This window comes from Bacillus sp. HMSC036E02 (genome assembly GCF_001836235.1).
GTDB lineage: Bacteria > Bacillota > Bacilli > Bacillales > Bacillaceae_G > Bacillus_A > Bacillus_A cereus.
This window is the reverse complement of record NZ_KV827856.1, coordinates 28,347-52,446: the sequence shown is the minus strand read 5'-3', so window position 1 is coordinate 52,446 and position 24,100 is coordinate 28,347. Positions and strand designations below refer to the sequence as shown.

The window sequence follows — 24,100 nt, the reverse complement described above, 5'->3', positions numbered from 1 at the left end:
TAGATTCTTCCATCATTATATACCATCTGCGCCGTCTAGAGGAAGTATTTGCATAATAATCTATGATTATGTAATTTTTATAATCTCTTATTTTGGAGTAGGGGATAAATCTTTAGCTAGATGAACAATTTCTTCAATAGTAAAGCTTATATCTTTATTATTGCAAATAACAAACAAATAATCAGCCTCATTTTCTATAGGATCTACCACATCATCGTGAAGTGATTCAGTTTGTTGTCGATCAAATACTTCTTTGAAACTAGAATATCCACCTCTAAAAATATTGGTACTTCGCGTGCTTCGAGCCACTCTTTCGTAAAGTACATCATCTGGAATGTCAAAATGAACGAGTATGCGTACATATTCATTCTGTGGAAATAATTCGTTTAGTAAATATAACCTTCCATTTTTACTGCGATTGGAGTGACTAATAATAAGGTGTAAATTTGAATGTTCTTTCGCATAATCAACAATGAATTTTGAAAGACCGTGCTTAAATGTATTAGGGCCTTTAGCCGGCTGTAATTTTTCGTAATGCGTGTTAATAAATTCAGCTTGATTATCTTGATCCATAACGAAAGAGTGGGGTAACTCTTTTTCTAATGCTCTTGCAAATGTAGTTTTTCCACTGTGTGTTTTTCCAACTGTAATGAAGACTAATCTTTTCATGACGCCCTCCATTTGTATTGTTATGAACTGGAATATTCGGTGTAGATTGAAATCTTCCTGCTAGAGATTACACAAATTATTGGAGCGTTAGTAGGCTGAAAACTTGACAAAAAAACTTATTTATGATATAATTTACCAATATAAAAATAAGGTGTATAATAGGGTTCTCCTGGCCAGGGGAACCCTATTTTTGTTGTGAAAATGAAGGAGAGTGTATGTGCGTGAAACAAGGTGAAGCAAGTGTAACGTCGTTAGTATCAGCATTCGGAAGGGCGTATCATAGTGAATTTGATAGTCCTAAAATCTTTAATGATTATGTAGCTAAAGATTTCATTTCACAAAAAGAACGTAACAATATTGAAACGAACATGGTTCAAGGGATTCACTTTTTCAATACAGACATTGCAGAGCAGTTTCAAGACAATCCAAAAGAAATATTAAAATGGATTACACAAGTTCAGTTATCACCAACACCTTTAGCACGTGCCGCATATTGTGAAAGAGTATTACTACATGAAATTACATTAGGAGCGAAACAATACGTCATACTCGGTGCAGGCTTAGATACGTTCAGTTTTAGAAACCGAGAGTTAGAGAATAAAATAGAAATATTTGAAGTGGATCATCCTTCTACGCAGGCGTTTAAGAAGGAAAGAATAAAAGAAGTAGAACTTGAAGTTCCAAATAACCTTCATTTTGTTTCGATGGATTTCACGAAAGGATTTTTCTATGAGCAGTTACGGAATGAAGGATTTGAAAATAAAAAGACGTTCTTTAGTCTATTAGGTGTAACGTACTATTTAACGAAAGAGGAACTTTCTAGTTTAATAGAATGTTTATTTGAGATGGTTCCAGAAGGAAGTTCTATCGTTTTCGATTATCCCGATGAAAACTTGTTTACGGAAAAGGGACTGTCCAATCGAGTTGAAAACATGGTAAAAATGGCTGCGGTAGGCGGAGAACCGATGAAATCATGTTTTTCTTATGCCGAAATGGAAGCACTGTTAGAGAAGGCGGGCTTACTCATTTATGAACATTTATCGCCAGAAGACATAAATAAATTATATTTTGAAGGACGAAACGATTATTTGAAAGCTTTTGAGACAGTGCATTATGTGCATGCGGTGAAAAGGTAGGAAATTAGTAGGCATGGGGAGGAATCTCTGTGTCTTTTTTTATAAAAAAGGAAATGAGCTGTAGTGGTGGAAAATATAATTATAAATATATAATATGTATAAATTAATGTTTTGTAGAAACTAAAGGAAAGGGGAAATAGAAGATGTTGAAATTACGAGGAAAATACAATGAAGCGAAAGTATATACTACGAATGTAGAAGAAACGGCAGCAGGTCAAATTATTGATCTTTGTAACCAAGAATTCGTAAAGGATAGCAAGATTCGTATTATGCCAGATACACATGCGGGTGCAGGTTGCACGATTGGGACAACAATGACAATTCAAGATAAGATTGTTCCTAATTTAGTCGGGGTTAACTAATCGGCTCAGACTTTAAACTACTCACTCAATTGACTGGGAACCCTAACGATAAAAGACGAGGGCAATCAGCAGCCAGTGGTTATGGTGACATAATCGAATGGTTCAGAGACTTGTACCATGTTAGCAGACTAAGGTACAGAATTATTCCTCATCCATTTTGAGTTGAAGAGGAATAATTAATACGGTGAGCCTACAGTAGAGACTGCATATCTCGATGACTGTAGAGAAGGTATAGTCCACACTTTCAGGAAACTGGGAGGTAAGTACGATATTGGTTGTGGCATGGAGGTTGTTATAATTAATAAGAAAAAAGAGGAAATCAACTTCGATTACTTAGACGAAACGATACGTAAATTTGTCCCAAGTGGTTTTCGTATTCGAGATAAGGAACATAGATTTTCAAAAATGATTGATTTTGATAGTGTAAGAGCCCCGTTTACATTGCAACGTGCTCAAAAAAGTATTGGTACACTTGGCGGGGGCAATCATTTTGTCGAACTGAATGAGGATGATGAAGGAAATGTATACATTGTTATTCATAGTGGTTCGCGTAATTTAGGGAAACAAGTAGCAGAGTATTATCAAAACTTTGCTTACGAGCAACTTATAAACGTTAAATCTATTAAAGAAGAAATGATTGAGCGTTTAACGAAAGAAGGCAGACAACGAGAAATACATGAAGCTTTACGTGAAATTAAGAAACCGGTGATTCGTAAAGAATTAGCTTATTTAGAAGGACAAGGATTTAAAGATTACATGAATGATATGAAAATTGCACAAAAATATGCGGAGTTAAATCGTAAAGCAATGATTGATGAAATCGTCACTAAAATGGATTGGAAAGTAACAGATCAATTCACTACAATCCATAACTACATCGATATGGACAATATGATTCTAAGAAAAGGTGCTATTTCAGCTCAGAAAGATGAACGAGTAATCATTCCAATCAATATGAGAGATGGTTCAATCATTGCATTTGGTAAAGGAAATCCAGATTGGAACTTTTCTGGCCCTCATGGAGCAGGGCGTATTATGAGCCGTAAGAAGGCGAAAGAAGTACTTAACTTAGAGGATTTTCAAAATACAATGACAGAGGTTTGGACTACATCTGTTGCAGAAAGTACTTTAGATGAAGCACCAATGGTATATAAGCCAATGGATGAAATTATTGAGAATACAAAAGAAACAATTGATATTAAACATATTATTAAGCCACTTTACAATTTTAAGGCTAATTAAAAGAGGAGTAACGTTTATTAAAGAAAGAGAACTTGAAAAGATAGCATATTTTGTGGCGGTTATATAACAGAGATTAAAAAGACAACATATTAAACTAAGAGATTCATCATATTCATTTACATTTATGTAATGTTAAAGACTAGAAAGCTATATTGGCGCGAATTGCTAATTGTGGAGTGTGAAAAAAGACAAAATCTCTTAAAAAACACTTAATTTTTTATTCCATTAATCTTTACAATCTCCCCCTATAATGTGAATTGGACAAGCACCTAAGAGAAAGCAGAATATGTCAGTTTGTACATTCTATTATTAGGGGGAGAATTTGTATGAAAAAGACAGTTGCTTCGTTAGCAGTTATGGCGGCATTATTACCTACATTTTCAGCACATGCGGAAGGGAAAGAGCAAGTTCGAAAATCAGCTACAACTTTTAATGTTATTAGTGACATTCAAGGTGATTTAGGAGATTTTGATCACGTATTAAAAGATATGAATAAAGTAACGCCACTTTCTAGAGCGCTTATTATGAATGGGGATATAACGCCGACTGGACAACAGTCACAATATGATGATGTAAAGCGTGTGTTAAATAAAAATAAGCATCCGGAAAATGTATGGTCTACTGTTGGGAATCATGAGTTTTATGCTGGTAAATGGACAGCGGATGGGAAACTCTCTCAAAGTACATGGCCAAATGGTGTAACGGAAGAAACACTATTTGGTCGCTACTTACAATTTAGTGGACAAGAAAAGGTATATCATAAAAAAGAATTAGATGGCTATCCACTTTTATTTTTAGGAACTGAAAAATATATGAAATACCACGATTCAAAAATGTGGGACGAAGTATATATGAGTGATGAGCAATTAGGTTGGTTAAAACAAAATTTAGAAGAGTATAGTCAAAAAGATAAAAATAAGCCAATCTTTATTTTCTCTCATCACGTTTTACCTGATACGGTATCGGGATCAAGACAATCGCCGTATTTACAAGATTATTTAAACGTGGATAAATTGTACGATATATTAAAAGACTATCCGCAGGTTGTTTTCTTCACGAGCCATACGCATTGGGATTTAAACTTACCTGACTGGGCTGGTAAAAAGAAAATTAAAGGCGGAGATGAAAAAGGTTTCACTGTTGTAAATACGGGCGGGATTGAAACAGGCTGGATGTCAGCAGGACCAAATGGAGGAGAGAAAACTGCTCCAGATGGCTATTCATTTAAACAAGGGTTACAAGTGAAAGCATATGGTAACGATGTAATTGTGACAGCTTACGATTACAAACGTGATAAGGATATAAAGAAGTTATTAATTAGTGATTCAAAAATTGCGCAGATGGCACCAAATGTAACGGCAGATGATAGTGAAAATATAATTGTCGGTGCAACTGAATATATGGAGTATTCTATAGAAGGAACGAATGAGTGGCATACGTATAGTAAAGCAAACCCTCCGAAATTTGATGGGGATAAAGTCGTATACGTACGCCATAAAGGTGAAATGAATTTAGAGCCGGGATTAACACAGTTACTTCGTTTTTCGGTAAATAAGTGATTAGAGGGAGTCTGCATTTGAATGTGTGGGCTCTTTTTATTTTGTCACTTTTTGTCGGTAAGTCGATATATTTGAGAAATCGCCGATATAAATTGAGAATCGCTGATATATTTTGAAAATCGCCGATATAAATTGAAAATCGCTGATATATTTGAAAAACCGCCGATATAAATTTCATGTACCGAATTTTAATACATTTTTAACCGAGAAAGGTGACTTCACCATTTTTACGTGTAATAATAGTAACGTTACATATATTGTGAAAGAAGTACAAAAGGAGCGTTACAATGAATTTAGCTAAATTCCCGAGAAAAAAATATACAGAATCATATACACCAATTGAAAAGTTAAACAACTTTTCTGAAGCACTTGGTGGCCCAACTATTTATTTTAAACGAGATGATTTACTTGGTTTAACAGCTGGTGGCAATAAGACGAGAAAGTTAGAATTTTTAGTTGCGGATGCACAGGAAAATGGTGCAGATACGTTAATTACAGCTGGTGGTATTCAGTCAAATCATTGCCGCCTGACACTGGCAGCTGCGGTAAAAGAAAAAATGAAATGTATCCTTGTATTAGAGGAAGGGCTTGAGCCAGAAGAGAAGAGAGACTTTAACGGAAACTATTTCTTATATCACTTATTAGGTGCTGAAAATGTAATTGTTGTACCGAACGGAGCAGACCTGATGGAAGAAATGCATAAAGTAGCAAAAGAAGTAAGTGAAAAAGGGAATACACCATATGTAATTCCAGTTGGTGGATCAAACCCTACGGGCGCTATGGGATACGTTGCTTGTGCGCAAGAAATTATGGCGCAATCATTTGAGCAAGGAATTGATTTCAGTTCAGTTGTTTGTGTAAGTGGTAGCGGCGGTATGCATGCTGGTTTAGTTACTGGTTTTTCTGGAACACAAAGCCATATTCCTGTAATCGGGATTAACGTAAGTAGAGGAAAAGCTGAGCAAGAAGAGAAAGTAGCAAAACTTGTAGATGAAACTTCAGCACATGTTGGTATTCCAAACTTTATCTCGCGCGACGCTGTTACGTGCTTTGATGAATATGTAGGACCAGGCTATGCGTTACCAACGCCGGAAATGGTAGAGGCAGTTCAGTTACTTGCGAAAACAGAAGGTATTTTACTTGATCCAGTGTATACAGGTAAGGCAGTAGCGGGATTAATCGACTTAATTAGAAAAGATAAATTTAATAAGGAAGACAATATTTTATTCGTACATTCAGGTGGTTCACCAGCTTTATATGCGAATACTTCTTTATTTGCGTAAGTGTAAAAAGCATTGGGTATCCAATGCTTTTTTGTTATATACTGGAATTGTCGAGAGGTGGGAGGATTATATGAACTCAAATTTAAAATGGATTATATATACGGTACTCGGCATTTCTATTCTATTAATCTTATTTGTGGCTTATGGGGTGTATTCGTATTTTATATTTTAAAAGCGTAATGGAAGTGAACCATAATGTAATGTATGTTATAGTTTGATATGTTAATTACTTACAATACTTTCTACAAGGAGAATACATAATGAGAGCAAAGAAACTAGTAACGTTAGCAGTTCCATTTATGCTGTTAGTCGGATGCGAGGTAGGAGATAAAGATTCTACTCATAAGACTGAGCAAACTAGTAAAGCAATAACGAAAACAGTAATTTCTGAACAACAGTATCCGTACTACATATGTGAGCAAGTGGTAGAGTTCCAATTTAAGAAGGATGAACTGTTACTAAACTTAGGAGAATCCTTAAAGGACAAAGAAAAAGCAAAAGCTGTTTTAAAAACATCAAACGAGATAGATAAAATTTTAGACAATATGGAACACATAAAAGTACCTGATACATACAAAGACATTCACAAATCCATACAAGAAGGGGTAACAGAGGCAAGAAAAGCAACGAAGTTAATTAAGGATGCTGGTAAAGAAGATAAACAGAAGATTCAAGAAGCTACAATGAAAGGTACTGAATTTTTATCAGGTGTAGACGGAGAGCATTGGAAAAAAGCAATTTATGAGTTATCACAGGAAAACAAAGATGCTTATAGTAAGGCACTTGATAAGAAAGTAAAGGAGCACTCAAAGTAAAACAGTAACTTGTAACAATACATATCCACCTAAAATTTCCGCGAATGCTATGCTAGGAAGTTAGGTGGGAGATTACTGTCCTTAAATGTGGCTGATTAAAGCTACAGCCACATTCTCCTGTTCTAATTAACTAAAAGAAGAACTTCCCCATCCCGATTAGACTACTGATCATTCCTATTCCACTCATGGTGCCTTTTCCTGCTGTAAGTAAGTTTCCAAGCATTCCTAGCTGACCGTTACCTCCGTTATTTCCCCATCCCATTGGGGCCCACGGACCACCCCATCCTGGAGGGTTTCCAAAAACACCCGAGTTATTGGTATTGAAATGAAAAGGCTTGGCTGGCGGCGATAGTAAAGCTGCAAGATGACCTTGTGCGAACATCCCTGTATGATTGAATGGTTGCGCCCAGGGGAAGGGAGGTTTTTGAAAATTAAAACCTGCATGACTTGGTAATGGAGTCCAATTAGCAGGATGACCTTGGGGCATTATCCCTCCATAATTAATTGGCTGCCCCCAAGAGAAGAGAGGGGGGCGGGGATTGAACCCCGTATAATTGGCTGATGAATCCCAACTAACTGGATAGACTCGGTAACTCCAATTTTCAGGAATCTTCAAATCATTCATTACCTCAGATGTAGTTATTTCGGACTGTGAATATAATGAAATTTGGTTATTATATTGTTGCCCATTTCCCTGTGAATTCAAATACCAATATTGGTCCATACGCTTATTCTCCTCACTTTAAAAATGTAATGTTAGACTTAGCCTATGTAATATTCCTTTTTATGGATGGTTACATAACTAGATCTACAAGCCTGTATTTAAAGGAATGGGTGCGTGGTCTTTTTGGTTTTTCTCGCTGCCTGTAAAATTCCCATTGATTTAAAGCTTCACTTTATTTTAGAAGGGGATTTTCAGTTGCTTATTTTGTGTATTTCAGCCTAATTTAAATTCCGTTAACAAACATTTTTATAAAGGTTTAATCAACAAAAAGATTTTAAAATGGTATGTTGAGCAAGTGGAATTGCTAAAAAGAGAATATCCATTCGAAGAGTTTGGCAAAATACTGCAAGGGTAATATTTTCTTGTGCAAATATGTAAACGATTTAAACGAATCAATGAAATTTATAATGAAGGGGCAATTAAATATATGAGTGAAACATTACATAAAAGAAAACCACCATATGTAATGCTTGTAATCCTTTTTATTGGGGCATTTGTTTCATTTCTAAATAACTCCCTTTTAAATGTAGCCTTGCCATCAATAATGAAAGATTTAAACATTCAAGATTATTCAACGATCCAGTGGCTTTCTACAGGGTATATGCTTGTAAGTGGTATATTAATTCCGGCCTCAGCATTTTTAATAACGCGTTTCTCGAATAGGAGCCTATTTATTACATCTATGGTGATTTTTATTCTTGGTACTGCCTTAGCGGCTGTAGCACCTAACTTTGGTTTATTACTTACTGGTCGGATGGTTCAAGCGGCAGGCTCTTCAGTTATGGGACCTTTGTTAATGAATATTATGCTAGTAAGCTTTCCGAGAGAAAAAAGGGGAACAGCAATGGGGATTTTTGGACTAGTTATGATTACAGCTCCAGCAATTGGGCCGACACTATCAGGTTATATTGTAGAGTATTATGACTGGCGTTTGCTTTTTGAAATGATTTTACCGTTAGCAATCATTAGCTTACTGTTAGGGATTTGGAAATCTGAGAATGTCATGAAACAAAACAAAAATGCAAAACTTGATTATCTCTCATTACTATTATCTTCTGTCGGTTTTGGCGGTTTGTTATATGGATTCAGTTCTGCAAGCTCCGATGGCTGGACGAATAAAGTTGTCTTAACAACCTTAATCATAGGCGCTATTGCCCTAATTGCTTTCATTATTCGTCAATTAAAAATGGATGAGCCGTTATTGGATTTACGTGTTTACAAGTACCCAATGTTTGCACTTGCGTCTGTAATTGCAATTGTCAACGCGGTGGCCATGTTTTCGGGTATGATTTTAACACCAGCTTATGTACAAAACGTCCGTGGTATTTCGCCGCTGAGCTCTGGGCTGATGATGCTTCCAGGTGCGGTAATAATGGGGATTATGTCACCAATTACAGGTAAACTATTTGATAAATATGGTCCTCGGATTCTTGGCATAGTGGGGCTTTCCATTACAGCTGTTTCAACGTATATGTTGGCAAGTCTGCAAATTGACTCTAGTCACACACATATTATTCTTATCTACACACTGCGGATGTTTGGGATGGCGATGGTTATGATGCCACTTATGACAAATGGTCTTAATCAATTGCCAACTCGCTTAAATCCGCACGGTACAGCTGTTAATAATACAGCTCAACAAGTGTCTGGTTCGATTGGTACTGCTATTCTTGTTACGATTATGAACTCTGTAACAAAAACAAAAGCTGAAAGTTTAATGTCTCATATAGATCCAACAACCTTTACAGAAACTACGAAGGCAATAGTAACTCAGAAGGCTTTATTATCTGGAATTCAATATTCGTTTTATGTAGCGCTTGGCATGAATGTTGTTGCACTACTATTAGTTTTTTTCGTTAAACGTGTAGATACAAGTGCGGAAGCTGTCGAGAAGCTAAATCGGTAGAGAAAAATAAAACGCTTGATAATGATTCCTACAAGTTTTTTGCTGCTAAGGCGCCGGTATTTAAAGCTGGAAAAGAACTAAAAGAAGCAGGGAAATAATTATATAGTAAAAGAGGACCTGATGTTCATATCAGGTCCTCTTTCATTAGTAACACGGTATACTTGCTTATCGTATTGGTTTAACTAAACTACTGATTTTTCGAATACTACAATCTTAAGCTCGTCAACTTCTCTATTTTTGGGGTGTTTTAGAAGAAAATGAATCAAAATAATCGTTTTTATAAACAAATACAAGAGATGAGATCCGTTTGCAATTTCTCATAAACATTACAAGTTTAGATTATCTTTTAACACCAACATTAAAAGGCTCCAACTATATTTATTCGCTTCATTTTAATTTAGTATTTTTCTACAAGTTAGAAATCTAATTGCCAAGCTTATACGTAATATCATAATCATGAATAGTTAGGGAAAAGATAAAATAAGGTAATCAATTACATATCTTTATCCCAGGCGATTAGTTGCTATTTCCTCTTTATTAAATGGGATATGTTATTTCATGCTTTTTTGAAAGGGTGTTTTAAATGGAAAAAAAAGTATCTGCCATTCCTCAGCCGAAAACATATGGACCGCTGGGTAATCTCCCATTAATCGATAAAGATAAACCGACCCTATCCTTTATCAAGATAGCGGAAGAGTATGGTCCCATTTTTCAAATTCAAACTTTAAGTGATACCATTATTGTCGTTTCCGGACATGAACTGGTAGCAGAAGTCTGTGACGAAACACGGTTCGATAAAAGTATAGAGGGTGCTTTAGCAAAAGTTCGCGCCTTTGCTGGAGACGGATTATTTACAAGCGAGACTCACGAGCCTAACTGGAAAAAAGCTCATAATATTTTGATGCCTACATTTAGCCAACGGGCAATGAAAGATTACCATGCTATGATGGTTGATATTGCTGTACAACTCGTTCAAAAATGGGCACGGCTTAATCCGAATGAAAACGTAGATGTTCCAGAGGATATGACTCGCCTTACGTTAGATACAATTGGTCTATGTGGTTTTAATTACCGATTTAATAGCTTTTATCGTGAGACACCTCATCCTTTTATTACTAGCATGACCCGTGCTCTAGATGAGGCGATGCACCAATTGCAGCGGCTGGATATAGAAGACAAACTTATGTGGAGAACGAAACGTCAATTTCAGCATGATATCCAATCTATGTTTTCTTTAGTAGATAATATTATTGCTGAACGTAAAAGTAGTGGAAATCAGGAAGAAAATGATTTACTTTCCCGTATGTTAAATGTGCCAGATCCGGAAACTGGTGAAAAATTAGATGATGAAAACATTCGTTTCCAAATTATCACTTTTTTAATAGCTGGGCATGAGACAACAAGTGGATTGTTATCTTTTGCAATTTACTTTTTATTAAAGAATCCGGATAAATTGAAAAAAGCCTATGAAGAAGTAGACCGTGTTTTGACAGATTCGACTCCAACATACCAACAAGTTATGAAACTGAAGTATATACGGATGATTTTAAATGAATCACTGCGTCTATGGCCTACCGCTCCAGCATTCAGTCTCTATGCAAAAGAAGATACAGTGATTGGCGGGAAATACCCAATTAAGAAAGGAGAAGATCGTATTTCTGTTCTTATTCCACAGCTACATAGGGATAAAGATGCATGGGGAGACAATGTGGAAGAATTCCAACCTGAACGATTTGAAGAGCTGGATAAGGTTCCTAATCATGCTTATAAGCCATTTGGAAATGGCCAGAGAGCATGTATCGGTATGCAATTTGCACTTCATGAAGCCACTCTTGTAATGGGAATGCTTCTTCAACATTTTGAATTAATCGATTATCAAAACTATCAGCTGGAAGTAAAACAAACATTAACGCTAAAGCCCGGTGATTTTAAGATTAGGATTCTACCCCGAAAACAAACTATTAGCCATCCTACTGCTCTTGCACCTACAGAGGACAAGCTGAAAAACGATGAAATTAAGCAGCACGTTCAGAAGACACCTTCTATTATTGGGGCCGATAATCTTTCACTTCTTGTTCTGTATGGCTCGGATACAGGGGTAGCAGAAGGTATTGCAAGAGAATTAGCGGATACAGCTAGTTTAGAAGGGGTTCAAACGGAAGTGGTAGCTCTTAACGATCGAATTGGAAGTTTGCCAAAAGAAGGAGCGGTACTTATTGTGACTTCTTCTTATAATGGAAAACCACCAAGTAATGCAGGGCAGTTTGTGCAATGGTTGGAGGAACTAAAACCGGATGAGCTAAAAGGTGTTCAATACGCAGTTTTTGGTTGTGGAGATCATAATTGGGCTAGTACCTATCAACGGATTCCAAGATACATTGATGAGCAGATGGCTCAAAAAGGAGCAACAAGATTTTCTAAACGCGGAGAAGCAGATGCAAGTGGTGATTTCGAGGAACAGCTTGAGCAATGGAAACAAAGTATGTGGTCTGATGCAATGAAGGCATTTGGATTGGAGCTCAACAAAAATATGGAAAAAGAGCGCAGTACTTTGAGTTTGCAATTTGTCAGTCGTCTTGGAGGATCTCCTCTTGCACGAACATATGAAGCAGTTTATGCATCTATACTAGAAAATCGTGAACTCCAATCATCCAGTAGTGATAGAAGTACACGACATATCGAGGTATCCTTGCCAGAAGGCGCTACATATAAAGAAGGAGACCACCTTGGAGTGTTGCCAGTTAATAGCGAGAAAAATATCAACCGAATTTTAAAACGTTTTGGATTAAATGGGAAGGATCAAGTTATACTGAGTGCAAGTGGACGAAGTATAAATCACATACCTTTAGACAGTCCTGTTAGTTTATTGGACCTTCTTAGTTATAGTGTTGAAGTTCAAGAAGCAGCCACTCGAGCACAAATACGAGAAATGGTAACATTCACAGCATGTCCTCCTCATAAAAAAGAATTGGAAGCATTATTAGAAGAAGGAGTTTACCATGAACAAATACTAAAGAAACGGATTTCAATGTTGGACCTTCTTGAAAAGTATGAGGCTTGTGAAATCCGATTTGAACGCTTTTTAGAACTTCTTCCTGCGCTCAAACCGCGTTACTATTCTATTTCAAGCTCTCCACTCGTTGCACAGAATCGTCTGAGCATTACGGTCGGTGTTGTTAATGCGCCTGCATGGAGTGGGGAAGGGACATATGAAGGAGTCGCTTCTAATTACTTAGCTCAGCGTCATAATAAAGATGAGATTATCTGTTTCATTCGAACGCCACAATCAAACTTTGAATTACCTAAAGATCCAGAAACACCAATTATTATGGTTGGGCCAGGTACTGGAATTGCACCATTCCGTGGATTCTTGCAAGCGCGTCGTGTTCAAAAGCAAAAAGGTATTAACTTAGGAGAAGCACATCTATATTTTGGTTGTCGTCATCCTGAAAAAGATTATCTTTATCGTACAGAACTAGAAAATGATGAAAGAGATGGATTAATCTCTTTACACACAGCTTTTTCTCGTCTAGAGGGACATCCAAAAACATATGTACAGCATTTAATAAAACAAGATAGAATCAATTTAATTTCGTTATTAGATAATGGAGCTCATCTTTATATATGTGGTGATGGAAGTAAAATGGCTCCGGATGTAGAAGATACCCTTTGTCAAGCATATCAAGAAATTCATGAAGTCAGTGAACAAGAAGCAAGAAATTGGTTGGATCGTGTGCAAGATGAAGGGCGATATGGAAAAGATGTTTGGGCTGGTATATGACTGTTTCTTAATTAGATACATATTAACTAATGAACTTCTTTCGAATAAATTTCACTTTATTAGTATAGTGTATTTAGATGAATAGTGATTAACCGGACTATTTAGTATCTACTAAATAAAAAACAGGACCTGATATGCATCTATCAGGTCCTGTTTCACATAGACATTATACATCGATATTTTCCACGCATTATCAATGTTTGTAATGTAGTTAGCCTTTTGAGTCAGCTATAAAATCAGATATTATTTTTTCAATATCGAAAGGAGTAATCCCTTTATCCAAAGAAAAAATGCTTTCTGCTTCTTCGATGTCTTGAACGAGTTCACCTCTAGCTTCAATATGTAATCGGAACAAGTCATATAAATTCGGTTTAACTAAATTAGTTAAAGCCTTCCCAACTAGTATCATACCTTTTTGATTAGCCTCGATGGTATTATCATAAGTTAGATCTCTCGTAAGAGACAAATCTGTCCAAATCAATTTTCGTTCCTTTAAGTCTAAAATAACTGGAATAGAGATTTGGGTGTCGGCAGTAATATCCACTTTATCTTGAACAGTAGAAGGTTCAAATATTTCACCTGAACCAGGATATTGACGAACCATCCAACCAGTAAAGCATTCTGGTAAATCTTTATACGGTTGGTCTGTGTAAGAAAGCAAAGTCATTACTACATAGCGTGCACCATATTTCAGCACAGACGGAATATCGAAATCAATGAATTCAGATGCCCCCTTTGGTGCAGAAGTAATATCTCCGCTATGGTAGGCTTTGAAATTTTTTGAACGTAAGTTCGTGAAGGATACATGTTCTTTGTATTGCCAATCTTCATCGTACATTGCAGCAGATAAATCAATGTCAACACGTCCTGTATGTTGTCCATTCACATAGCCTTCTTTCCACCATAGGAAAAAACGAATCGTATCTCCTTCTGGCAAATCTACTTTACTTCCTCGAGATAATGTGCGAAGCGCTTTGCTGGCTGAACGTTGAGAGAAGGGAACTAAGTGATTTTTTAACTGTTCATCCAAAAATACTTTTCCGAGACTTGGAAGTTCTGCGAAGCGATTTTTTAAAGTATCTTCACACATTTTTACAATCATTAAACAAATATCCTCTGAGATAAATGGAAGTGTATTTTCGATACCTATAGCTTTTGCTGCATTTCCCTTTGGAAAAAAGGTACGAAATTCATTTTTATCATTTCGATGCTTAAAATGAGCTGTGAGTTGAAGTAATACAGGAGTAGAAACGTTTCCTATTATACTTAGAAAATCTTCGAGAATATTGAAAACATCTGTTGACTTATCACTACATAAACGGATTAAATGATCCAAGCGTCTGGCAAATTCCCCCGGGCGAGTTTTTAAAAGATTTTTTGCTGTCATGATATCACGATTCAACAAAGCTGCTTCTATTTTTCCATTAAATGTTTCAACTTTAATGTTGTTGCGAAGAATCTCAAATGCTCGGTGGGTTTTTGGGAAACGAGTATGATATTCTGCTGGATGAAGAATTTCACCTAAACGAATCCAACGTTTTTTGTATCGAAGCATATCTTCGGTAATGTTTCCGCATTGCTCTAACAATCCTAAAAGGAAGCGTCTTTCTGCTCGGTTAAACTTCTTGAATCGGACGGAGGATGCTAAACTCACATCGCCTTCAGATAAAGCAACTGCAAGGCGAAGAACATCAGTTGCTGTTTTAAAATACTTTGCAGCAGCATCGGCTGATATTTTTCTGTTTATTAATAAAACCCCAATTATAAAAGACATATTTTCCTTATGAGGAATTACATTAGGTAGAAAACAGGAAACATCTTCAGTGTGTGTAATAGCGCATTCTACATCCGTCTTATCAGTTGAGGAAATAGAGCTGTTTGCACTAATCAATTGAGAAATCATTTGATTGAAATCTTCTTCACTTCCTAAGTCAATAACTTTCAAATCAACTCTATCTAAAAGAGGGAGTCGTTCTTCTACTTTTGATACAGGTAGGCGCAACGTCACATAATGAATAATGGCATTAATGTATAAATCAGCGTCACTTAAATCCATCATTTGTTGCGGAAAGTTTGGATACATAGGAGTAAACTGAATATGTGCTCCAACCATTTCTTTTAAATGTTTTACCAACTCTTTGTAAAACGATGTGAATGCATCAACCGAAAGTGTTTGCAACTCTTCTATTAAAGGCTCGGAAAAAGTAAATCCTAAATTTTCCAAGTTTTTTAAAACAGTGGCTAAATAAATGTTCGGTAGTTTATTTTCTTCTCTTTTTATAATTACTTTCAAACTTCTTCTTATGTAAATAGAATTTTTCATGAGAACGCCAGCTATTCACGCCTTATAAAAGAGGGGAATAGTCTGACTGTCCTCCTTTCAGTGGTAGATTTTTATTTTTATATGTATAAACACACTAATTGTAGAAAAATGCACAGAGGGTACATAGCTATTTTTTAGTGGAAAATTAGGGATATAACATTTAGTTGTTAAGTGGTAATTTGTTAATTAAGAAAAGAAAACCTCTACATCAATGGTTGATAAACTAAAGTTTATGCAATCCCAAAGAAGAAAGAGGTTTTATAGTCTAATTATTTTTCATAGGGAATTGACAACTCTAAAACAATTTGAAATTTCTACAAAGAAGGAAGAATTGTCATAGCCTATGTGTTTAGCAGGAAAGTAACATCCCTATTTGGCCAAAGAAGTTAGAAGGAAGGAACGTCATAGCCTGCTTTATTAGTATATTCTCATGCGAAGAGCAATTCAAGTATACTGTCTGATTTTTTATTTTTTTCTTAAAGGGGAATTTTCATGATTATCCCGCATTAACGGGCAGCCAGATTGGTGAGGGCTGATTAAAGTTTCACTTTATCCTTTACTGTACCTTGTAACTACATTTCATCTTGCTGTAAAGAAACAAAAAACACTTTTTTATTCAATAATTCCAATTTCTAGAGCCCTTTGAACAGCTTCTTCTTTGTTACGGACTCCTAGCTTTGTATAAGCTGTGGAAGCATAATTTCTGACCGTACCATTCGATAAATATAACCTTGATGCTATGGTAGTGTATCGAAGTCCCTTTGCTACTAGCTGTAATATTTCTATTTCCCTAGCTGTTAGCTCATAAGCGGTTGCTTTTGATTCTGGTGTCTCTTTTTGCTCATCAAACTTCTCAAATATTTTGTGAGACATTCCCTGATCAATTAGTGTCCCACCTTTGTGAATAAGTCGGATCGTATTGGCTAGCTCCAACGTTTCAATAGATTTAAGTAAAAAACCATCCGCACCGTTGCGAAGTGATTCCAACGCCTGTTCGGTATCCTGAAACGTTGTGAAAATTAATACGCGGATATGTGGCCATTGTTGCTTGATTTTTTTGGTTGCTTCGACTCCATCCATGTGCTGCATATCTAAATCCATAAGTATAACATGGGGTTGAAGGCGCCCACACAAATCGATGGCTTCATTGCCATCTTCAGCTAAACCGACTACATTTAAATCTTCATATCTATCGAGTAGTGTCCTCAAACTTTCCCGGACAAATGGCTGATCGTCTACAATTAACAAACGAATAAGTCCATCTTTTATTTCAGTTTGTCGCGGTATGGTACAAGTAACAAGCATTCCTTCCTCTGGCTTTGTATATACAGACAATTGACCTTGCAAGTTCATTGCTCGTTCTTTCATCGCATTCATACCGAAGCCTTCCTGCCATTCTACATTTCCTTTTCCATTATCTTGAATTTCTAATCTCGTATATTGTTGTTCAAACTGCAATGAAACTATAATTTCAGTTCCCTGACCATGGCGTACTGCATTCGTAAGGGACTCTTGTAAGCAACGAATGAACGCTATCTTTGCTTGCCGAGACAATTCATATTCCTCTCCGTATGCTCGAAAACTTACATTAACCTGAGCGTGCTCCTGAAATTCGGCTCCAAGATTTTGGAGAGATTGAATTAAGGAAGGCGATTGACACGGAGAATCCATTTGATGTAGGTAACCTCTCACGTCCTCGATGCTTTTCCGTCCCATTTCAAGCAGAGAATCTAGCCTCTGTATACCCATTTCAGTAGCAAGTTCGGTGCGCAACGTTTCCATCCCCATAATAATAGAAGTATAAGCGTGACCAACTGTATCATGAAGCTCACTCGACAGTCTGTTCCGTTCTTCCGCCAGTGTGATGCGTTCAATCTGAGACATATATTGCTCAAGTACCGCGTTTTGTTTACGAATTGATTCATTTTGTTTATGATTGACGATTAATAAATGAAAAGCGAAACCCATTACATATGCGAATCCATAATAGGTGACCATAACCCAATAGCTATTACTTGGCGCAACCGCATAGAAAATTCCAGTCGTTATAAAAACTGTTATTGGAGCTGTCCAATAATAGGACAAATGCTTACTATTCGCAGCAATTAGAAACACTGATATAAGAAATGTGTTGTAAGCTCCTGGAAATAATGAGGTTAAATATATACATAGTCCACCATACAGCAGTATTTCTGTGAACAAATAATATTTATAATTGAATAGTAAGGCTACCCATGGAATAGAGAAGGCAATAATTTCCCAAAGAATAATACTCCAAAGTGGTAATGTTAAACCATCCTGAAAATTTAATGTAGCTAGAATGATAGACACACTAGCAAGTAGGCGTACCCCCAACATAATCCAATCATACCAAAACCAATACTTAACCATATCTAACAAGTTCTTTACCCCCTAAATAGCCTACCATTTTCTTCCTATATTATAATTTAATCCTTCCTGCTTTATTATACTTTTTAATTTAAAACTACGATACTATTCACAGACTGCAAACTTTTATTGATTTAGTTGCCGAATCATACTACGTGTATAGCCCCCAATTTTCTTTGTCAAACCTTCTACTATCCTAATACTTATGGCGGTAAATACTATACCTATAAACATTACAAAGAGTGACTTGGCAAAAGTATCTATCTGTATGAATATAATATTCATATCGATGTATCGATACAGTAGTGGTGCCAACAGGAGCATAAGTGGCATTACATAAAAAATGATTGCACTAATGAGACTGAAAATGCCAATCACAAATTTCTGCATTAACCAAAAGACAGCAGACCAAGTGCGACGATCTGTAAGCACTAATTTCACCTGAGTCCAGTTTGATGTAGCCATTTTTATACTTTTATCGTAAGAGTCGGTCGAAATATCAGTATAAATTTTCGTCTGTATGCGCTCGAATTGGATAAAAGGTGTCGTAGTCTGTAGTACGCGTATAACTAGTGGAATCCCAATTACCGTAAATGAAAGGGTAAAACTGAATAGCAGAGCTATTAGATAAAAACAAAAATAAAATAATCCTGTAACGAAAGTTAGCAATAAAAAATAACCATTCTGGATGAATTTTGATTTCATAAAGTTCATCGCTCCTATCTATGTAATAACCGAATCATACTGCTTTTTTTGTCATTCTCACTAGTGTAAAAGTGTCATATGACAGTTCTAAATGATATTAAAAAGGGGGAGAGCAGTTTACTTCTAGTTAACAAAGATGCTTGTATCCCGCTATTTGCCAGGCAGTAAGACCCCCGCCTCAAAATTCAGCGTTAGGTGGGGGGCGGGCTGCCGGTAAACGCACGATTGGTGAAGGCTAATAATAAGTGGGGGATGAACAAAAACTTGCTGATTAAAGTTTCACTTTATTAATCCCCACAAAACAATCCCGTTCTTACATCTGCAAGAACGGGATTGTTTTGTACTTTTATTTAATATGAGATGGACTTGTTTTTCGAATATGAAAAATAATATCAAATTGCTCAAGCAATGAAGTATCAAAGTATACCGAACTGTTGGGGATGATTTGTCCTCCTATACTTAGTAATGGTCTTTTTGCTTTAACCCATTTCTCTGCTTGTCCTTTAAGGTGACGGTTATCCAATAAAAACGTTTTATAGGGCACTTTTCCGAGAGTGTAATTGAAACTTTTTACATCTTGTGGAATAGCGTCTGTTGTAATCTTACCTCCGGTGGAAGGATTATATTCGCTATATAAGGTGAAATTCCCCTCCGTAGTTGTACTACCAATTGTGACATAATTATTGTTTAAACGTTCCTTTAAAAACTGCCCCGCAACATCAGGATATAATTGCTCATCGATAATTCCTTTAGCTATATGAATATTGTGTCCCCATACCATCGTTTTACCACCAAATGTCTCTTGTGCCCACATTGCATGATCGGCCAAGTATTGCTCATGTAGCTTTATCATACTTGGATAGTCGTTAGGAAGTAGCATTGTGGTAAATTTCTCTATTGCACTTGCCGTTGCTTTCACCCAGATGTACTCAGGTGAAACTATTTCTGTGTTGGCTTGCTCACTCTCATCTTTTAGTAATCGAGCTACCCTCTCAGCGTTTGCTTTGAACTTCTCTTTCAATTCAGGAGTAAGTTTCATATATTCCTGTATACTTTCAGTAAAAGACGATAATTCTTTATAATTTTCTTCTACTTCTGCCAACAAATCCGGTCGATGCACCCTTACATAATCAATTACTTTATTAAAGCTGCCTTGGTCCAACGTTTTTAAGTCGAGCCCAATAAATTGGATCTTTTTTTTATTGGATGGATCAGCATTATAATCTTTCATCCACTCAATCATGGCTATAATTTCATCAGTAGGATATAACAACTTTAAAAAATCTCTAGGGTTTCCTTTTCCTGTTTGGATATATTCATTTAGTTTTAAGCCGTTTCCCCAATCTTCTTCCATTGTGAAATTTGTAAAACCCATCTCAGTAACCAAATATTTCACAAGGCGAAACTTCATAGTGAAAATTTCAGAGCTTCCATGAGTATTCTCTCCTAATCCTACATATTGTGCGCTCCCAATCATTTTCTTAAGTGGTTTTAAATCCTCAAATGATTTTGACGGCTCTATCGTTTTTAATGGGTAAGCCTGTGATTGTATGGATTTAACTATATTTTTTTGTATTGATTGACCTGAATTTTCGACTGCTACTGTTTGAGCCTTTCCTACTTCTACACCTCCTGTGACTAATAGAGCTGTACTAACCATTGCAATTATTTTTTTCTTATTCATTTTTTCCACCTCAATTGAATTATTTGTAAAAGCAAGAATGATTCATTGTACTTGCACGAATCAATTGCCTTAATTCAATTGTTATTTATTCCATATCATATTTTCTAGTTACATAGTGTCATAAGGTTAATTGACACAGGTCATAGACTAATTATTACACTTTTGTACTATCGGTTATGACAACTTATAAATAATAATTACATGGATGAGTTGCAAGTAAAACTAGATTATAAATTTGGGAGTGATGTTAAAGATGAATGAATCTGTATGCCAAAATATTTTTATTCTAAGGTGTGTCTGTAGAAATGACAAGAAGTAAATTCGATAAACAAGTGAATGAAAGGGGGAAGGCGGATTACAATGATATTACACGCAAAATCGTTCCACAATAAAGATAAAATCCAACGTGCTAAAATAGGACTTCAACTCTTTCTGAGTATTTTAATCATTACTTCTATTATCCTAAATGTAGTAGTAATAATTACGAAAAGTATGCCGCTTATTGTGGTATATATGTTTACCCCAGCACTTTCTTCTATTTTGACTCGCATAATACTGAAAGAAGGGTTTAAAGATGTATCTTTTGGTCTCGGTAACTTAAAGGTATGGAAGGGGATTGGTTTTGCTCTGCTAATCCCTATGATTATTTGTGGAATTACTTATTCTATCGCCTGGCTGAGCGGAATTGCGAGGTTTCAGCATCCTGAAGGTGGTATGTTAGAACCGATCTACAATATACTTGGACTTCAGTATGTAGCGGCACCATTCAGTTTCATTTATCTAGTTGTATTGAGCGGCATCTTCGGAAGTTTGCTTAACTTAATCCCAGTTTTGGGAGAAGAAATGGGTTGGCGAGGTTATATGCTCACAAGGCTAGTCGATGCAGAGTTTTCACGGCCGATCCTTATTAGTGGATTGATTTGGGCAACGTGGCATGTTCCAATTGTTATTGCTGGTCTATATGTAGAGGGACCATCTGTCCTACTTTCAGTGCTTGGCATCTATTTTTGTATTGTGCCATTCAGTTATATTACAGCTTATTTACGACTAATCACAGGTAGCGTTTGGCCTTCGGTTATCATCCATACTACTTGGAATGCCATTATTCAAGGACCTTTCGCACGTGCAAGTACAGGATATCAAACTGAGATTTGGGTTGGAGAATCTGGCTTGATAACCGCTATTATTATCTTAATTACTGCAATAATTACGTCTCGAATCGTAAATTTTACTAAATAGCATACGGATGTGTTTTAAATTCAATTAGTGAAATATGACGAGGCGAAATAAGATGCTCCTAAAAATATTAGAAAAAATCTAGTTGAACAGACTCTTACTTCATCTTAGGCTGCTGGATATGTGGGTACATCAAGCTAAGAAAATAAACTTGGTTTGCCATAAAAAACATAATGTTTTCATTTAAAGGCTATGAGATGAAATTTCATCATCTTCATCACGTTTGACCTTCAGGAAATAAAAAGTTAAACGATTATACAAATACTCTAACTGAAAAAATGATAGTCCTTCTACATTTTAGATAGAAGGACTATCGTTTATTTTTTTGACAAAATTAGGAGGTGATGTTTATAAAATGGATAATATAATTCGTATTTTGCGTAAAGAGAAAAAATTTTCCGAAGAAGATGTAGTTAATTCCTTTGGTATAACGGTTGATTGAAATTTCATTTTATAACTTGTAAAGGGCTGTGCAATGCATCGTACTATTGAAAAATCTAAATTTAATCATTAAATTGCGATAAAATGTGGTCGGAAATAATGAAATTTTAGGAAAAATAAGGTACACTAGTTTATGATTTTAGTTGAAAATCGTTTGACGTTAATGCATACGGGGGAAAGATTGATGAACAACAATACAACAAATGAATCAGTTGAAGAAATTGATCAAAAACGAGTAAGATCAAAAAAACGTTATACAAATTGGAAGTTTATTGCAGCGGGTATTGGTGTATTTGCACTTCTTATTGGGGGAATGAGTTATTATCAGGCAACTCACTTCAATTCGAATGTTACAATTAATGACACAAAAGTTGGTGGTCTGAGTGCTGATCAGGCAATACAGAAATTAAAGACATCTGGACTAGCAAACAAAGTCTATGTTGATCAACAACAAATTTTAGATGAAAAAGATACAAAAACGGAACTTACGGAAAAAGATTTGCCTCAAGTTAAGAAACTATTAAAAAAACAGTGGACATTTTTCCCTTCCTCAAAGGGAGAAAATTATTCATTGCTACCAGAGAAGGCAGATCAGTATCGTAGTGAAACGATGAAAAAACTTGTAGAAGAAAAGCTCATCTCAATGAATGAGAAGTTAAAAGCGCCTCAAGATGCTATGGCGAAGCTAGAACAAGGAAAAATTGTTATTTCGAAAAGTGTTGAAGGAAAACAGTATGACGTTACTAGTCTACTGAAAGATTACGATAAGCAAAAATATAAAAGCGAAATTCATCTGAAGTCTGCATACATAAAACCTATTAAAGAAGACGATCCGATTGTCAAAAAAGAGGAGAAAGCACTACAGAATCTTCTTGGGCAGTCTGTTGAGTATAAAGTGCAGGATGAAGTTTATCCTTTAAAAGCGAAAGATTTAATTCAAAATGCCTCTATGTCAAAGGATATGAAAGTTACAATTGATGCGAGTGACATTAAGAAGAAAATCACTGAAATTAATAATGCCAAATCAACATTAAATAAAGATTTCTCATTTAAAACGCATTCCGGTTCAGTCATATCAGTAAAAGGACAGGGATACGGCTGGGCACTAGATGTTGAAAAAGAAACTAAACAAGTTCAACAAGCCTTTGAGAAAGGCGAAAAGGCGCTTTCTGCTTCTAATATTCACGGAAATGGTTGGGAGAAGGAAGGTATCGGTTATAAAACAACATCGAATAATGGCATCGGAGACACGTATGCAGAAGTTTCAATTGCAGAGCAACAAATTTGGATTTACAAAGATGGAAAATTAGTTGTTACAACAAATGTAGTAACTGGTAAACATAGTACTGGTGAAGATACATCACCAGGTGTGTGGTACGTCCTATATAAACGAACACCATATACGCTAAGAGGTAACGCAGTAGGAAAAGCTGATTATGCGGTTAAAGTAGATTACTGGGTTCCATTCACAAATAGTGGTCAAGGATTTCACGATGCCGGCTGGCGAAAAGACTGGGGAAATAATGCTTATTTAACAGGAGGATCAGGTGGGTGTGTGAACCTTCTTCCTAATGTTGCAAAAACTGTATATGATAGTTTGAACACGTATGATCCAGTTATTGTGTATTAAAAAATAGCTACGTATCAAGAAATAAACAAAGCAGGAAATCTTACCTGATGGTATATGAAAAAACACCTCTTGCATTCGCATACTAAGTGTGCAAATGTAATGGAGGTGTTTTTGTTTGAATATAAAAGTGTGTTGCTTATAAGAAACAAAGTAGAAAGAAATAATAAGTATTCAAATAGTCAATAAAATTGACGATGAATATCATTTTCATTTAAT

Annotated in this window: 16 protein-coding genes; 10 read left to right on the top strand and 6 right to left on the bottom strand. The window is 35.9% G+C overall.

Annotated features, from left to right (window positions below):
• Positions 1-87: 87 nt before the first annotated feature.
• Positions 88-669 (bottom strand): AAA family ATPase, encoded by a 582-nt coding sequence (locus HMPREF2590_RS18415; protein WP_050821987.1) that lies wholly within the window; start codon positions 667-669, stop codon positions 88-90.
• A 215-nt stretch (positions 670-884) separates the two neighbouring features.
• Here HMPREF2590_RS18415 and HMPREF2590_RS18410 point away from each other — a divergent pair, with 215 nt between their 5' ends.
• The 6 genes from HMPREF2590_RS18410 (at position 885) to HMPREF2590_RS18380 (ending at position 7,066) form a co-directional block, all read left to right on the top strand.
• Positions 885-1,805 (top strand): class I SAM-dependent methyltransferase, encoded by a 921-nt coding sequence (locus HMPREF2590_RS18410; RefSeq protein ID WP_070861491.1) that lies wholly within the window; start codon positions 885-887, stop codon positions 1,803-1,805.
• Between the two features lie 143 nt (positions 1,806-1,948).
• Complete coding sequence (locus HMPREF2590_RS18405) at positions 1,949-2,167, top strand: RtcB family protein (protein ID WP_000916247.1); 219 nt, start codon at positions 1,949-1,951, stop codon at positions 2,165-2,167.
• Positions 2,168-2,449: 282 nt separating this feature from the next.
• Positions 2,450-3,409, top strand: a complete 960-nt coding sequence (locus tag HMPREF2590_RS18400) for an RtcB family protein (protein ID WP_050821985.1) — start codon at positions 2,450-2,452, stop codon at positions 3,407-3,409.
• A 326-nt stretch (positions 3,410-3,735) separates the two neighbouring features.
• Positions 3,736-4,968 carry a DUF4073 domain-containing protein gene (locus tag HMPREF2590_RS18395; protein WP_000754269.1) on the top strand — a complete coding sequence of 411 codons (1,233 nt, stop codon included), beginning with the start codon at positions 3,736-3,738 and terminating at the stop codon, positions 4,966-4,968.
• 287 nt (positions 4,969-5,255) lie between these two features.
• Positions 5,256-6,251, top strand: a complete 996-nt coding sequence (gene cuyA / locus HMPREF2590_RS18390) for a D-cysteate sulfo-lyase (protein WP_001046618.1) — start codon at positions 5,256-5,258, stop codon at positions 6,249-6,251.
• A gap of 260 nt (positions 6,252-6,511) precedes the next feature.
• A complete protein-coding gene (locus tag HMPREF2590_RS18380; protein WP_001201801.1) occupies positions 6,512-7,066 on the top strand; it encodes a hypothetical protein in 555 nt (184 codons plus the stop codon).
• Between the two features lie 130 nt (positions 7,067-7,196).
• Here the strand turns inward: HMPREF2590_RS18380 and HMPREF2590_RS18375 are convergent, their stop codons facing one another.
• Positions 7,197-7,790, bottom strand: a complete 594-nt coding sequence (locus HMPREF2590_RS18375) for a hypothetical protein (RefSeq protein WP_000373146.1) — start codon at positions 7,788-7,790, stop codon at positions 7,197-7,199.
• Positions 7,791-8,217: 427 nt separating this feature from the next.
• Between HMPREF2590_RS18375 and HMPREF2590_RS18370 the strand changes: the two genes are divergently transcribed.
• Both HMPREF2590_RS18370 and cypD read left to right on the top strand, forming a co-directional pair.
• Entirely contained in the window at positions 8,218-9,696 is a 1,479-nt protein-coding gene (locus HMPREF2590_RS18370; RefSeq protein ID WP_000005138.1) for a DHA2 family efflux MFS transporter permease subunit, read from the top strand.
• 583 nt (positions 9,697-10,279) lie between these two features.
• On the top strand, positions 10,280-13,477 hold the full coding sequence (cypD, locus tag HMPREF2590_RS18365; protein WP_050821984.1) for a bifunctional P-450/NADPH--P450 reductase: 3,198 nt from the start codon (positions 10,280-10,282) through the stop codon (positions 13,475-13,477).
• Between the two features lie 211 nt (positions 13,478-13,688).
• Here cypD and HMPREF2590_RS30030 read toward each other — a convergent pair whose 3' ends face one another.
• The 4 genes from HMPREF2590_RS30030 to HMPREF2590_RS18345 all read right to left on the bottom strand — a co-directional run bounded on the left by HMPREF2590_RS30030 (position 13,689) and on the right by HMPREF2590_RS18345 (position 20,577).
• Positions 13,689-15,800 (bottom strand): TerD family protein, encoded by a 2,112-nt coding sequence (locus HMPREF2590_RS30030; protein WP_050821983.1) that lies wholly within the window; start codon positions 15,798-15,800, stop codon positions 13,689-13,691.
• A 612-nt stretch (positions 15,801-16,412) separates the two neighbouring features.
• Positions 16,413-18,200, bottom strand: coding sequence for a helix-turn-helix transcriptional regulator (locus tag HMPREF2590_RS18355; protein ID WP_050821982.1), 1,788 nt, complete (start codon positions 18,198-18,200; stop codon positions 16,413-16,415).
• Between the two features lie 114 nt (positions 18,201-18,314).
• A complete protein-coding gene (locus tag HMPREF2590_RS18350; protein WP_025966688.1) occupies positions 18,315-18,893 on the bottom strand; it encodes a sensor domain-containing protein in 579 nt (192 codons plus the stop codon).
• 346 nt (positions 18,894-19,239) lie between these two features.
• Entirely contained in the window at positions 19,240-20,577 is a 1,338-nt protein-coding gene (locus tag HMPREF2590_RS18345; protein ID WP_050821981.1) for an erythromycin esterase family protein, read from the bottom strand.
• Positions 20,578-20,937: 360 nt separating this feature from the next.
• On the opposite strand from HMPREF2590_RS18345, the gene HMPREF2590_RS18340 reads away from it, so the two are divergent.
• On the top strand, positions 20,938-21,816 hold the full coding sequence (locus HMPREF2590_RS18340) for a CPBP family intramembrane glutamic endopeptidase (protein WP_050821980.1): 879 nt from the start codon (positions 20,938-20,940) through the stop codon (positions 21,814-21,816).
• Between the two features lie 622 nt (positions 21,817-22,438).
• The gene (locus HMPREF2590_RS18335) at positions 22,439-23,884 is read left to right on the top strand and encodes a L,D-transpeptidase family protein (RefSeq protein WP_065845340.1); all 1,446 of its coding nucleotides are present in this window, start codon (positions 22,439-22,441) and stop codon (positions 23,882-23,884) included.
• The last annotated feature ends 216 nt before the right edge of the window (positions 23,885-24,100 follow it).